The following is a 12,722-nucleotide window of genomic DNA, read 5'->3' on the forward strand; positions in this document are numbered from 1 at the left end:
GTGCTCACCGGAGGCCTTGGCCTCATCGAGCATCCGCAGCGCGCGCTCGCGCATCTCGGGAGAGTACTTCTGGTTCATCGTGTTCCATCCTTGCTTCAAGAACGGAACGAAACCCAGGCCGATTCAGGGGCAGGTGCCGTCGGTGCTGGTCGCGGTGCCTTGGCTGGTGCGGTTGCCTCGCTGGTCGAAGGTGTAGGTGCGCAGCGTGCAGGACGCGTCGGTGTGGTCGGTGACCTTGGTGAGGCGTCCGGCGGGGTCGTAGGTGTAGGTGAGGTCGGCCTTGACCGCCGCGGGGCCGTCGAGCTGGCCGGTGTGGGCGGCGCCGTCGGGGTTCCATTCGTGGACGATGCGTCCGGCGGCGTCGGCTTCGATGCTCCATCCGAGCCACGGCAACACCTCGGTGGTGCTGGTGTCGGGGTCGGTGACGGGGCCGAAGTATTGCTGGGAGACCAGTTCCCCGGTCAGGTTCATAGAGCGTGTCGCGCCGGATCTGTCCGGGCAGGACTTCGCGGGTGACCGCGCCGTGGGCGTCGTAGGCCGCTGACGCCGTCCACGCCTGTCCCCCGGTTGGGGTGGTGACGGTGCGGGTCAACAGGCCGCGATACTCTTCGGCGCCGTTGGCGTCGAGGCCGTCGTAGGTGTAGCTGGTGGTCGATTTCGGGGTGGTGATGGTGACCAGGTCCCCGAGCGCGTTGTAGGTGCTGGTGGTGGTCTCCGGGCTGCCTGCGGGTGGGGTGATCGTGTAGGTCAACTGCCGACCCCACGAGTCATACGTGTAGGCAGCCACACCAGCCGTCGAGGTGGTGCTGGTCACCTGGCCGTAGGCGTCGTAGGCGGTGGTCACCGCCGGCACCGGGGTGGACCCCGACAATCCCGTCACCGCAGTAGAAACAGTGACGGGCCGGGCTTGGGCGTTGAAGCTGGTGGTGGTGGTGCGGGTCACCGCCCCCGAGGTCTCAGCCTCGGTGGCGGCGGCGCCGTGCCACAGATAGTTCGAGTAGCGAGTCACCGGCAGGAGTGTGCCGGAGGCGGGGCCTTCGCTGCAGATGTACCCGGCCCAGGTCGGCTTGTTTCCGCACGCCCCGTCGACCGGGTTGGTGCCGGCGGTCCAGTACACGGTCCGCCTGGTCCCCGGATCCGTGGAAGCAGTGCCGGGTTGGCGTTGTTCGATGACCCGGCCACGCTGGTCGTAGCGGGTCACCCGACGAACATCGGACCCGTCGACGCTGCCGTTGTTGTTCATGTCGAGGGTCACCGACGTGGCTTGGCGTAGATCCCACCCGGACTTCGCATCGGCGGTTTCGGTTTTGTCGTAGCCGGTGAACGTGGTCGACAACGTTTCGGCCACCGTGTGATCGGGCCGCTCGGCGGTGATGGTCACGGTGGTGGGCAGTGATAGGCCGGGGGTGGGGGCGCCTTGGTCGTAGACGGTGGCGACATGGCGGCGCAGCATCTCCGGTGTGGCAGCTCCGGTGGCGCGGATCATCGCCGCCGGGGTGAACACATCGGTGACCCTCGTCCTGGCTGGGACCGCGACGGTCACACCATCGGCGGCCAGGATCGGAGACGGGTTGAACAGCGTGGTGGTGGCGGCCGCCGCAACATCGACGATGTCACCGTTGCGGATCGCGGCGGTGGCGCGGGTGTCCCACGAGTGGATCACGTTGTCGGAGGCGTCGTAGACAGCAGCGGTCAGCTGCCATTGCCCGGCGCCGTAGCGGCCCTGGTGAATGGTGTAGCCCTGATCGTCGGTGAGCCACACATCGGCGCGCCGCCACAACTCCGATCCTGCCGCGGGCTGGGTCGACACGACCGCGTCCGGTCCGAACACCGCAAACCCGGTGCTCGCGGCGCGGGGTAGCTGGTAGGCGTTGAACTGGGTCAGGTCCAGCCCTCCGATCCCGGACGGGGCGACCTGATACAAGATGGAGGCAAGTTGCGCGGTCCCGCCTCCCGCCGTGGCGGGCACCGGGCGAGTCACCTTCACCAGCTTCCCGTCATCGTTGTTGTATAGGTAGCTGATCGGCGCCTGGCCGGGTGGGGTCACCGACGCCAACCGACTCGAGGTGCCCTCCCAGGTGTAGGCGGTGGTCAACCCGGTGACGGTGTCGGTCTGCGAGATCAGCCGACCCAGCGTGTCGTAGGTGAACGAGTGCGCTAGTCACACGCTTTAGTCAAGATTGGGTCAAGAAGATCCCGAGGTGGCGGGGCGAAAGTGACACGATCCTCGTCTGTTAGCATCGTCATATGACGATAACAACGACGATCGAGGATGTGCCTGAAGTCGGGGATCTGTCGGTGGCCGCTGCCTTCTTCCACGGCTTGTCCGATCCTTCGCGGCTGGCGATCCTGCAACACTTGACGTTGGGCGAGCATCGGGTGCGTGATCTGACAGCCCATCTCGGGTTGGCGCAGTCGACCGTGAGCGCCCACCTGGCGTGTCTGCGCGAGTGCGGCCTCGTGTCGTCGCGGCCGGAGGGTCGCGCGTCGGTCTTCTCGCTGGTGGGCGCCCCGGAGTTGCTGGCCGTCTTGGCGGCTGCGGAGCGCTTGTTGGAGTCGACGGGACAGGCGGTCGCGCTGTGTCCCAACTATGGGGTAGGCACCACCACGAATCCCTCCCCCGATCTGTTGAAGGCCCACGGGGCGGAGGCCCAGCGATGAACAGGCCAGCGATCAGCGGACGCGAACACGGGAACACCGCAAACACCGAGAGCGCGTGCGGCTGCGAGGCAGCCACCGGCGCCAGCGGTGAGGTTGAGGACGCGGTGGGGCATCTGTGGCAGGTTCGTGACATCCAGTTCGGGCTGGCCTCTGGGGTGCTGCTGCTGGCCGGCTTCGTCTCCGGGCTGCTGGGCTGGGAGGTTGCCGAGCTGGTGCTGAGCGTCGCGGCGCTTCTGGTGGGGGCGTCGACGTTCGTGCCCGGAGCGTTGAAGAGGCTGGCGCGCGGCAAGGTCGGGGTCGGGCTCCTGATGACCATCGGCGCAGTCGGCGCAACTGCTCTGGGGCAGATCGAGGAGGCGGCGATGCTGGCCTTCCTGTTCTCCCTGGCCGAAGGCCTGGAGGACTACTCGCTGGCCAAGACCCGACACGGGTTGAGGGCGCTGCTTGATCTGGTTCCGCGGGAGGCGACGGTCCGGCGCGGCGGCCGAGATGTGGTGGTGAGCCCCGACGACCTGGTGGTCGGGGACCTGATGATCGTGAAACCCGGCGAGCGGGTGGCCACCGATGGTGACATCCGGGCCGGCAGGACGTCGGTGGACACATCGGCCATCACCGGGGAATCGATGCCCGTCGAGGTAGGCCCCGGGGACCCCGTGTTCGCCGGTTCCATCAACGGCTCGGGCGTCCTCGAGGTCGAGGTCACGGCCGCGGCCAGGGACAACTCCCTTGCCCGGATCGTGCACATCGTGGAGGCCGAGCAGTCACGGAAGGGCGACACGCAGCGGCTGGCCGACCGGATCGCCAAGCCCCTGGTGCCGGGCATCCTGATCGCCGCCGCCGTGACTGTCGTCGCGGGCTTCCTGCTCGGGGAGCCGGCGGTGTGGCTGCAGCGGGCCCTGGTGATGGTGGTGGCCGCATCCCCGTGTGCGCTGGCGATCTCCGTTCCCGTGACCGCGGTGGCGTCCATCGGCGCGGCCAGCCGTCGAGGGATCCTGGTCAAGGGGGGCGCCGCGCTGGAGAGCCTCGGCGAGGTCCGCACGATCGCCCTGGACAAGACCGGCACCCTGACCCGCAACCAGCCGGCCGTCATCGACGTCGCATCCACCGACGGCCACTCCCGCACCGAAGTGCTGAGCTGGGCCGCCGCACTGGAGGCGCGAAGCGAACACCCCCTGGCGCGCGCGATCCTGGCAGCCGCCGACGACGTGCGCGCAGCCGACGAGGTGACCGCCGAGGTCGGTTCCGGGCTCACCGGCCGCCTGGGCGGGCGCGGCCTCAGGCTGGGGCGCCCGGGCTGGATCGACCCCGGCCCGCTGACGGCGCATGTGACCCGCATGCAGGACGCCGGCGCCACCGCAGTCGTGGTGGAGCTGGACGGCGCCCCCGTCGGGGCGATCGCCGTCCGCGACGAGCTGCGCCCCGAAGCCCCCGAAGTCATCGCGCAACTCCGCGCGGACGGCTACACCATCGTCATGCTCACCGGCGACAACGACGCCACCGCCCGCGCCATCGCACGGGAAGGCGGGATCAGCGAGGTGTACGCCGACCTGCGCCCCGAGGACAAGTCCGCGATCATCGAACGGCTCCGGACAACCGGGCACACGGCGATGGCCGGCGACGGCGTCAACGACGCCCCCGCGCTCGCCGCCGCCGACCTCGGCATCGCGATGGGGGCGATGGGCAGTGACGTGGCCATCGAGACCGCCGATGTGGCGCTGATGGGCGACGACCTGCGGCTGCTCCCCCACGCCCTGGACCATGCCCGACGCACCCGACGCATCATGCTTCAGAACGTGATCCTCTCGATCGCACTCATCACGATCCTCATCCCGCTCGGGCTCTTCGGAGTTCTCGGGTTGGCGGCCGTCGTCCTGGTCCACGAGATCGCGGAGGTGTTCGTGATCGGCAACGGCATCCGTGCAGGGCGCACCTTCGCCCTGCCCCCGATCACCGCACCTATCCTCCGGCCAGAACCCGCGATGGTCCCGGCATGAGCGACACCCACGACCATGCCCACGCGAATCCGGGGACCAACCGGACCCGGCTGGCGATCGCGTTCGGGATCACCGCCACCATCCTGGTCGCCGAGGTCATCGGTGCATGGTGGACCAACAGCCTCGCCCTCCTCGTCGACGCCGGGCACATGCTCACCGACGCCTCCGGTCTGCTGATGGCACTGATCGCCGCATCCCTGGCCCTGCGGCCACCCACACCGGAGCGGACCTGGGGTTACCGCCGCGCAGAGGTGCTGGCCGCCGGCGCCCAGTCCGCGATCCTTCTCGCCGTCGGGATCTACGCCTTCATCGAGGGCGTCCGCCGGCTCTTCGATCCGGCAGAGGTCACCGCCGGCGGTCTGCTGGTGTTCGGGATCGTCGGACTCTTCGGCAACGTCGTCGCCATGCTCGTCCTGGGCGCAGGCCGTGCCGCGAACCTCAACATGCGGGCCGCGTTTCTCGAAGTGGTCAACGACGCCCTCGGATCCGTGGCCGTCATCATCAGCGCGATCGTCATCTCACTCACCGGGTGGACGCGCATCGATGCCATCGCCGGGATGCTGATCGCCGCGCTGATCGTCCCCCGCGCGATCACGATCCTCAAGGAGGCCGGGGGGATCCTGCTCGAGTCCACCCCCAGAGGCCTGAACCTCGGCGACGTCCGCCGACACATCCTTCAGGTCCCGCACGTGATCGGCGTGCACGACCTGCACGCCTCCACCATCGCCACCGGGCTACCCGTCCTCACCGCCCATGTCGTCGTCGACGAATCCTGCTTCACACAGGGCCACGTCTCCCAGGAACTGCGAGACCTCCAAACCTGCGTCGCCGAACACTTCGACGTCAGCGTCGAGCACTCCACCTTCCAGATCGAGACCCCCTCCCACAGCGCACTGGAACGCAGCTCTCACCACTGAGACCCGGTCTGCCCGACGAGGCGTGGGTTTGGAATCGCAAGGATGTGGGTATAGGTGAAGTGAAGGGAAGGAGCCGCCATGACAAGCGACGCACCGCGACACCACACCGAGGACAGCGGGAAGGACAAGCACTCGCATGCGATGTACTGGAAGTTCGGGGCGATTCTCCTGGTCAACCTGGGACTGATGTGGGCGCTCAGCATGTCTATGGTCCGCAGCCTCGACCACTTCTACTTCAATCCCAGCAACCTGTACATGGCCGTCCTCATGGTGGCCGCGATGGCGGTGCTGATGACGGTCGGCATGTGGTCGATGCTCAAGAACAAGACCCTCAACATCATCCTGCTCGTCGGGTTCCTGGCGCTGTTTCTTGCCGCATTCTTCATGGGCCGCAGCGAGGTGGGGGTAGGCGACGAGGGATTCCTCACCTCCATGATTCCGCACCATTCACGCGCCATCCTGGTGTGCCAGGAGGCCACCATCACCGATCCTGAGATCGAACAGCTCTGCAGCGAGATCGTCGAGGCGCAGGAAAGGGAGATCGCCCAGATGAAGGAGATCCTCAAGCGGTACCAGTGAGCTGAAGCCGTCGCGGGGCACTCGGACCGAACGACACGTCCCATCCAGTGACTTCACCGCAGTCGCGTAGTGACTTCGTTAAGGAGTTCCTGCGGGTCGAGCCACATGGAGGGGTAGTTGCCGTACCAGCGTTGGACGCCGTCGCCGTCGATGAGGACGAAGCCGTGTCCGGGCATCCCGGGGTGCATGCCCTTGTCGAGGACGTCGTAGGCCTTGGACACGGTGCCGTCGTCGAGGAGATAGGGGGTGGTGACGCCGAACTGCTGCATGTCGGGCAGGATCTGCTCGGCGCTGTTCATGACGATGGGCAGCACCTCGATGCCCGCCTCGGCGAACCCGGGGTTCTTCTCGATCTCGGCCATCTGCATGGTGCAGGAGGCGCAGCCGGCGCCTTCGTTGAAATAGATCAGCACCGGGTTGGGTCGCAGGTCGCTGAGAGTGACGCTGGTGCCGGCTGTGGTGGTGAGGGTGAAGTCGGGTGCGAGGCGCTGGGTGTCGCCCTGCTCGGGGACGGCGGTCCACAGCCCGTAGCCGACGACGGCCACGACGATCACAGTGACCAGTGCGCCGATGATCTGGGTCCAGGTGCGGCGCGTCTTGTCGCGCTGAGTCTCGGCCTCCTGGCGGGCTTTGAGTTGCTCGCGCCGTGAGGGTGCGGGGTTCGTGGCGGTCATCGTGGCTCCTGGGAGAGTGTCGTCGGAGCGCTGGCTCCTTCGGGCGCGGGGGTCGGTGCGAGTTGGGTGTCGCAGCAGTCATGGACGGCGGCGGTGGGCTTGGCGTGTCGGCGGTCGCGAAGGGTGGCGACGACGAACACGGCCACCAGTGCGAGCAGTGCCAGCCCGAGGACGGCCTCGGGGATAGGGGCGGTGATCGCGATCAGCCAGGCGAAGACCTCGGAGAGCCAGGCGCCCATGCCGACCAGCGGGGCGTCGGCGCCGGTCATCTCGGTGGCGCCGGCTTGGCCGATCACGAGGATGCCCATGATCACGAACCCGACGGCGACCAGCAGGTTGACGGTGTTGGTGGCCAGCGTGAAGCGGCCCAGGTTGATCCGGATGGGCTTGGCGCGGAGGCTGCGCATCCGCTCGGGTCGCTTGTCCCACAGCAGTGCCATCACGAACAGCGGGATCACCATCCCGAACACGTAGGCCAGGCCGAGCACCAGCCCACCGACGGGCGAGCCGGACAGCGCCGAGAGGGTCATCACGCCCGCCAGGACCGGCGCGCAGCAACTGGAGGCGATGCCGGAGAACACGCCGAGGCTGAAGAAGGTGGCAGTGTCACCGCGTGCGGTGTCAGGCGCCCGGAGGAACGACGGCATCGACCACATCGCCCCCGACAACGCCAACAGGCCGAGTCCGATCATCAACAGGCCGCCGGCCCAGTAGAGAACCACGTGGTACTTGGCAATGGCGCCGGCGATCAGGCTGACCCCCATGGTGATCGGGACCAGGACCGCTGCCAGTCCGGCGGCGAACACGAAGGTCAGCGGGATCAGGCGCCAACGGCGGTTCTTCGCCGCCGCAGCCAGATAGCTGGGAGCAAGGAAGACGATGCAGCACGGGGCGAACAGCGCGACGCCGCCGGCGAGGAACGCCGCCAGGATCCCTCCCGCGCTGAGCAAGTCGGCACCCATCAGCGGGCACCGAGGCGGTCGACGAGCCGCGCCAGCTTGCCTCGCGGAATGCGGCCGGCGTGGAAGTACCTGCCCGCCACCAGGGTCAGCGGGAAACTCCCAGGGCGGTGCTCGGCGATCAGCGCCTCACCTTGCGGTGACTCCGCCGGCACTGCCGTCAGCCGCAACAATCCTGCACGGTCCAGAGCGTTGAGGCGTTGATGGGCGTCGTCGCAGAAGTGACAGGCGGGGGTGGTCACCAGGGTGACGTTGACCACCTGGGTCGGTGCGGTCGGCGGTGCTGATGCCGGAATCTCGTTCACGATCCCATCCTCAACCCTCCAGATCAGGGAACGGTTCAGCCCGGGTCAAGGTTCGGCCAAGAACACTCCCCCAGCACCGTGAGGGGGTGGGGTGGCGGGCGGGGAGTGTCAATAATGGCTGTATGGCTGAGCCCCGCAGGTCGAGTGTGTTGGTGATCGACGACGAGCGCCCGCTGGCAGGGATCGTCGCCTCCTACCTCAACAAGGCAGGCTTCGACACCGCCCTGGCCTACACCGGCCCGGACGGCGTCTCCTCGGCGCAAGACCTGGACCCCGACGTCATCATCCTTGACCTGGGCCTACCCGGCATCGACGGCATCGAGGTGTGCCGCCAGATCCGGCTGTTCTCCGACTGCTACATCCTGATGCTGACCGCCCGGGCCGACGAGGTCGACAAACTGATCGGCTTGTCGGTGGGCGCCGACGACTACCTGACCAAGCCGTTCAGCCCCCGCGAGCTCATCGCCCGCGTCAACACCGTGCTGAGACGCCCGCGCCGCCAGACCCACGTCGCACAACTGACCGCGCCGCGCGAGTTCGGGCGGCTGCGGGTGGACGCGGAGGGCCGCGACGTGTGGGTCGACGACCAGCAGGTGGGGCTCACCCGCACCGAGTTCGACATCCTCGACGCACTCTCAGCCCGACCCAACGTGGCGCTGAGCAGGCGGCAGATCATCGACGCGGTGTGGGGCCCGGGCTGGGCCGGCGACGACCACGTCGTCGACGTCCATGTGGCAAATCTCCGCAAGAAGCTCGACGACCCGCCCGCGGAACCGCGCTACATCCTCACCGTCCGCGGAGTCGGATACCGGATGGGACCAGGGCGATGACCAGGCTGCGCGGTCTCGTGGGCCGGATGCGGTGGGGCACCCGCACCTTCCTCACCCAGGCCCTGGTGGTGGCAGTCGGCGTGATCACCGCCGCCCTGGTCGCTGTGGTGGTCGGGCCCCCACTGTTCCACGAACACCTGCAACAACTCGGTCACGCGGACGGAACTGCCGAGATGGGGCATGTGGAGCAGGCGTTCCTCGACGCTGGCGTCAGATCGTTGGGCATCGGACTGGTGGTGGCGCTCACGCTGGCTATCGGCCTGGCCTGGATCGAGACCAGGCGGCTGCGCCGCCCACTGGAACAACTGACCGCAGCCGCCGCCCAGCTCGAGGCAGGCGACTACACCGCCCGCGTCCCCCAGAGTGGAACAAGTCCCGAGTTCACGGCCGTCGCCGACGCGTTCAACGACATGGCCAGCCGCCTGGATTCCACCGAGACCAGCCGACGGCGGCTTCTCTCCGACGTGGCGCACGAGCTTCGCACCCCCCTGGCCACGCTGACCGCTGAGCTGGAGGCCGTCATCGACGACGTGGTCCCCTGGGACCACGACAGCCAGCAGCTGCTCACCCTCCAGGCCGCCCGGCTCAAGAAGATCGCCGCCGACCTCGATGACGTGTCCCGCGCCGAGGAAGGTCGATTCACTTTGGATACCCAGACCCAGGCGGTGTGGGACCTCATCGAGCCCGCCGTCGCCTCCGTCGCCACCCGATACCAGGCCAAGGGAGTCGTCTTGTCCGCGGACTCCGACCCGGGCTTCGTCGCAGCGGATCCGCAGCGGGTGGGACAGATCCTGGGCAACCTCCTCGACAACGCGCTGCGGCACACCCCCATCGGGGGGATCGTGCGCCTCAGCGCGCGCGAGTCCAGGGATGAGGTGGTGATCATGGTCACCGACACCGGCGACGGCCTCACCCCGGAGCAGCTCTCGAAGGTGTTCGACCGGTTCTACCGCGCCGACACCGCCCGGGCCCGCGATGCGGGCGGCTCCGGGATCGGGCTGACCATCGCCCGCAGCCTCGCCCTGGCCCACGGCGGCTCACTGACAGCCGCCAGCCCCGGCCCCGGACACGGCTCGATCTTCACCCTGCACCTGCCCACCGCGCCAGCACCTGAGCGGGTCTTGATCGATTCTTGACCTTACACGGGTTGGCTCTTGAGCTGATCGTTCATAGCCTCGAAGTTAGGACCGGCGGCCCCCGTCGGCCAGGAATGGAGCATCTTTCATGACACGCACTAAGCGGATCACTGCCACTTTGGCGGGACTGGTCCTGACGGCCACCCTGGCAGCCTGCGCGGACCAGGGCGCCACTCCCCCGGCGGCGACCACCTCCCCGACAGGCAGCACCTCCGCCACGGCCACTGAGTCGGCGTCGGCGAGCGCCTCATCTGAGGTGGCCGCCGACCACAACGACCAGGACACCACGTTCGCGCAGATGATGATCATCCATCACGAAGGCGCCATCGAGATGTCTCAGCTGGCGATCGAACGCGCCGAATCCCCCGAGGTCGTGGCCCTCGCGGAGCGGATCGCCGAGGCCCAGGGCCCGGAGATCGAGGAGATGACCGCCTGGCTCAGCGCCTGGGGTGAAGATGTCTCCCCCGGTGGGCATGGCGGCATGGACATGGGCGGCATGGACATGAACGGCATGAGCCAGGAAGAGATGATGACTCAACTCGATGGCCTCACGGGCGCCGAGTTCGATCAGGCGTTCCTCGAGGCCATGATCGCCCACCACGAGGGCGCGATCGGGATGTCCGAGCAGCAGTTGGCCGAGGGCCAGAACCCCGACGCGGTGGCGCTGGCGGAGAAGATCATCGCCGACCAGCAGGCCGAAATCACCGAGATGCAGGAGATACTCACCGGCCTCTGACCCCAGGCGCACAAACGATGAGGCGCCCGTCCAGCCGGCGTGGCTGGATGGGCGCCTTGTCGTTGCCCTCGGGTCGGTGCGAATGCAGACCTGGGGGTTAGGCGGCTGGACTTGAGGCGAGGCGCTCGGCGTCGAAGAGGTCTTGGCAGCGTTGGCAGCAGAAGTAGAACCGCTCGCCTTCAACGTCGCGGAACAAGCCGGCCGTCTCCGCGGTGGACTTCAGCGTGCTGGTCCCGCGCACCACGCAGGTGACCAGTTCGTCGCCGGGGCCGGCCACTGCATCGTGCTGACAGTGATGACCGCCACCCTGGCCGTGGGCGGTGTGGCCGCCGCAGCAGCCTCCCTCCTGCTGGTTCCCGTGCTGGTGTCCGTGTTCGTGATTGCACATGTGCCCTTTTTCCTTTCGTTTTCTTGTGGTGTTGATCATCGGGTGGGTGAGGGGCTGTGGTGCCCCTCGTGGTCTTCGGTGCCGGTCGTGCTGGCGGAAGCGGCCGGTGTGGGGGTGTCTTGGTCGCTGGAGGTGGCGGGGTTGAACAGTGGCCCGATCACGAAGGCGGACAGGGCGAACAGGCCGGTGAACACCGCTATCCCAATCGCAGGGGCCTTCCAGGTGCTGAACCGGCGATGCAGCCGTCGCAGCAGGGGGATGCTCAACGCCAACCCGACCACGTAGAGCAGCGTGTTGCCGAGGAATCCCGTCAGGAGCGCGGCCCCGGCCAGGAACCCGATGTGGTGCATCACGTGCGGCGCCAGCCCCATCAACGCACCGAGGGTGGCCCGTGTGCCGGCCCAGAGCGCACCCCAGAAGCCGCGACGCCCCCCTTTCACGCCTGGGGTGGTATCGGTGATCGTGTCCATCGCGCCGCTCACCGTCCGACCGGATGGGGGCTGGGGACAGCCGACGAGGGGTCGGCGGCGGAGACGTTTGAGACTGGAGCAGCAGGATGGAACGTGCCTCGGAGGATCAGGGCGGCGCCGAGGATGATGCTGGCGATGCCGATCAGCTGCGCCTCTGTGAGATCGAGCACGACGTGTGGGTTGATGCGGACCATCTCGGCGAGGAGGCGGGCCGCTCCGCTGAGCATCAGATAGGACCCGAACACGGCCACCGGCCGCAGTCTGCGGCCCAGCGCCCACAAGATGCCGGCGATCAGGAATGCACCGGCCGCTTCATACAGCTGGACCGGGTGCACCGGAACGTCGACCGGCACCACTCCGTTGGGGAACGCCATCCCCCAGGGCAGATCGGTGGGCGTGCCGTAGGTGCCGTCCCCGGCCAGGAAGCAGCCGATCCGGCCGATGCCGTAGGCCACCGACAGCGGCGCCGCCATCGCGCCCGCCACCCGTCCAAGGGGGAGGTCGTGGCGTCGGGTCATCACGATCACCGCGATCGACCCGGCGATCAGGCCCCCGTACCAGACGAACCCGGACCCGCCGAACAGGTGCCAACTGAAGTTGTCCCAGTTCGCGATCAGGTAGTACACCTTCGCGCCGACGAACCCCCACACCGTCGCCCACAAAGCGATCGAGTGCGCCAGCTCCTTGTCGTAACCGATCCGCGTGAACGCGCGCCCCAACAGGAACGCGCCGACCAGCAGCGCCAGCGCCTTACTCAGCCCATAGGACTGGATCCCCACACCAAAAATCGAGAACACCTCAGGCCACACAGCCCACTCCCATCGTCGAAACTGTTCCAGGCGCGCGACGTGACCGCGGGGCCTCACTGCCCAGTCTCAACCGGTCACCTCAAGCAACGAGCAGGACCCGGACAAGGTTTGGTCAAGATCCCAGTGCGGTGAAGATCTGAATCGGCCTGGGTTTCGTTCCGTTCTTGAAGCAAGGATGGAACACGATGAACCAGAAGTACTCTCCCGAGATGCGCGAGCGCGCGCTGCGGATGCTCGATGAGGCCAAGGCCTCCGGTGAGCACT

15 protein-coding genes and 1 pseudogene are annotated in these 12,722 nt (G+C 67.7%); 8 read left to right on the top strand and 8 right to left on the bottom strand.

Annotated features, from left to right (window positions below):
* Positions 1-123 precede the first annotated feature (123 nt).
* Together ACFQPD_RS08370 and ACFQPD_RS08375 are read right to left on the bottom strand one after the other, a co-directional pair.
* Positions 124-471 (bottom strand): hypothetical protein, encoded by a 348-nt coding sequence (locus tag ACFQPD_RS08370; RefSeq protein WP_385900059.1) that lies wholly within the window; start codon positions 469-471, stop codon positions 124-126.
* A gap of 160 nt (positions 472-631) precedes the next feature.
* Positions 632-1,486 (bottom strand): annotated as a pseudogene (locus ACFQPD_RS08375) (hypothetical protein); the annotation flags it as partial.
* Between ACFQPD_RS08375 and ACFQPD_RS08380 the strand changes: the two are divergent.
* From ACFQPD_RS08380 to ACFQPD_RS08400, 5 genes are all read left to right on the top strand, one after another.
* Entirely contained in the window at positions 1,461-1,682 is a 222-nt protein-coding gene (locus tag ACFQPD_RS08380; RefSeq protein ID WP_385900060.1) for a hypothetical protein, read from the top strand. The pseudogene ACFQPD_RS08375 and the gene ACFQPD_RS08380 sit on opposite strands and share 26 nt — an antisense overlap.
* Before the next feature lie 565 nt (positions 1,683-2,247).
* On the top strand, positions 2,248-2,661 hold the full coding sequence (locus ACFQPD_RS08385; RefSeq protein ID WP_078919641.1) for a helix-turn-helix transcriptional regulator: 414 nt from the start codon (positions 2,248-2,250) through the stop codon (positions 2,659-2,661).
* Positions 2,658-4,655 carry a heavy metal translocating P-type ATPase gene (locus tag ACFQPD_RS08390; RefSeq protein ID WP_385900061.1) on the top strand — a complete coding sequence of 666 codons (1,998 nt, stop codon included), beginning with the start codon at positions 2,658-2,660 and terminating at the stop codon, positions 4,653-4,655. The genes ACFQPD_RS08385 and ACFQPD_RS08390 overlap by 4 nt, the downstream gene beginning before the upstream one ends.
* Positions 4,652-5,572: a cation diffusion facilitator family transporter gene (locus ACFQPD_RS08395; RefSeq protein WP_385900062.1), complete on the top strand. Its 921-nt coding sequence runs from the start codon at positions 4,652-4,654 to the stop codon at positions 5,570-5,572. Before ACFQPD_RS08390 ends, ACFQPD_RS08395 begins: the two co-directional genes overlap by 4 nt.
* Positions 5,573-5,650: 78 nt before the next feature.
* Complete coding sequence (locus tag ACFQPD_RS08400) at positions 5,651-6,151, top strand: DUF305 domain-containing protein (protein ID WP_385900063.1); 501 nt, start codon at positions 5,651-5,653, stop codon at positions 6,149-6,151.
* A gap of 53 nt (positions 6,152-6,204) precedes the next feature.
* On the opposite strand, the gene ACFQPD_RS08405 is transcribed toward ACFQPD_RS08400, so the two are convergent.
* The 3 genes from ACFQPD_RS08405 to ACFQPD_RS08415 are packed head-to-tail and all read right to left on the bottom strand — an operon-like array spanning position 6,205 to position 8,089.
* Positions 6,205-6,825: a peroxiredoxin family protein gene (locus tag ACFQPD_RS08405; RefSeq protein ID WP_385900064.1), complete on the bottom strand. Its 621-nt coding sequence runs from the start codon at positions 6,823-6,825 to the stop codon at positions 6,205-6,207.
* Positions 6,822-7,787, bottom strand: a complete 966-nt coding sequence (locus ACFQPD_RS08410; protein ID WP_385900066.1) for a cytochrome c biogenesis CcdA family protein — start codon at positions 7,785-7,787, stop codon at positions 6,822-6,824. Before ACFQPD_RS08410 ends, ACFQPD_RS08405 begins: the two co-directional genes overlap by 4 nt.
* Entirely contained in the window at positions 7,787-8,089 is a 303-nt protein-coding gene (locus ACFQPD_RS08415) for a glutaredoxin (protein ID WP_385900067.1), read from the bottom strand. The genes ACFQPD_RS08410 and ACFQPD_RS08415 overlap by 1 nt, the downstream gene beginning before the upstream one ends.
* A 122-nt stretch (positions 8,090-8,211) precedes the next feature.
* Between ACFQPD_RS08415 and ACFQPD_RS08420 the strand changes: the two genes are divergently transcribed.
* From ACFQPD_RS08420 to ACFQPD_RS08430, 3 genes are all read left to right on the top strand, one after another.
* Positions 8,212-8,919: a response regulator transcription factor gene (locus ACFQPD_RS08420; RefSeq protein ID WP_078919647.1), complete on the top strand. Its 708-nt coding sequence runs from the start codon at positions 8,212-8,214 to the stop codon at positions 8,917-8,919.
* Entirely contained in the window at positions 8,916-10,055 is a 1,140-nt protein-coding gene (locus ACFQPD_RS08425; protein WP_385900069.1) for a sensor histidine kinase, read from the top strand. The genes ACFQPD_RS08420 and ACFQPD_RS08425 overlap by 4 nt, the downstream gene beginning before the upstream one ends.
* Before the next feature lie 88 nt (positions 10,056-10,143).
* A complete protein-coding gene (locus tag ACFQPD_RS08430) occupies positions 10,144-10,791 on the top strand; it encodes a DUF305 domain-containing protein (protein ID WP_385900071.1) in 648 nt (215 codons plus the stop codon).
* Between the two features lie 97 nt (positions 10,792-10,888).
* Here the strand turns inward: ACFQPD_RS08430 and ACFQPD_RS08435 are convergent, their stop codons facing one another.
* From ACFQPD_RS08435 to ACFQPD_RS08445, 3 genes are read right to left on the bottom strand one after another with little or no spacing between them, the layout of a single operon-like run.
* On the bottom strand, positions 10,889-11,218 hold the full coding sequence (locus ACFQPD_RS08435; protein ID WP_385900073.1) for a hypothetical protein: 330 nt from the start codon (positions 11,216-11,218) through the stop codon (positions 10,889-10,891).
* Positions 11,215-11,649 (bottom strand): hypothetical protein, encoded by a 435-nt coding sequence (locus ACFQPD_RS08440; RefSeq protein ID WP_385900075.1) that lies wholly within the window; start codon positions 11,647-11,649, stop codon positions 11,215-11,217. The genes ACFQPD_RS08435 and ACFQPD_RS08440 overlap by 4 nt, the downstream gene beginning before the upstream one ends.
* An 8-nt stretch (positions 11,650-11,657) precedes the next feature.
* Positions 11,658-12,515 (bottom strand): prolipoprotein diacylglyceryl transferase, encoded by an 858-nt coding sequence (locus ACFQPD_RS08445; RefSeq protein ID WP_385900077.1) that lies wholly within the window; start codon positions 12,513-12,515, stop codon positions 11,658-11,660.
* Positions 12,516-12,722: the final 207 nt, after the last annotated feature.

This window comes from Tessaracoccus sp. O5.2 (assembly GCF_964266725.1).
Taxonomy (GTDB): Bacteria; Actinomycetota; Actinomycetes; order Propionibacteriales; family Propionibacteriaceae; genus Arachnia; species Arachnia lapidicapta.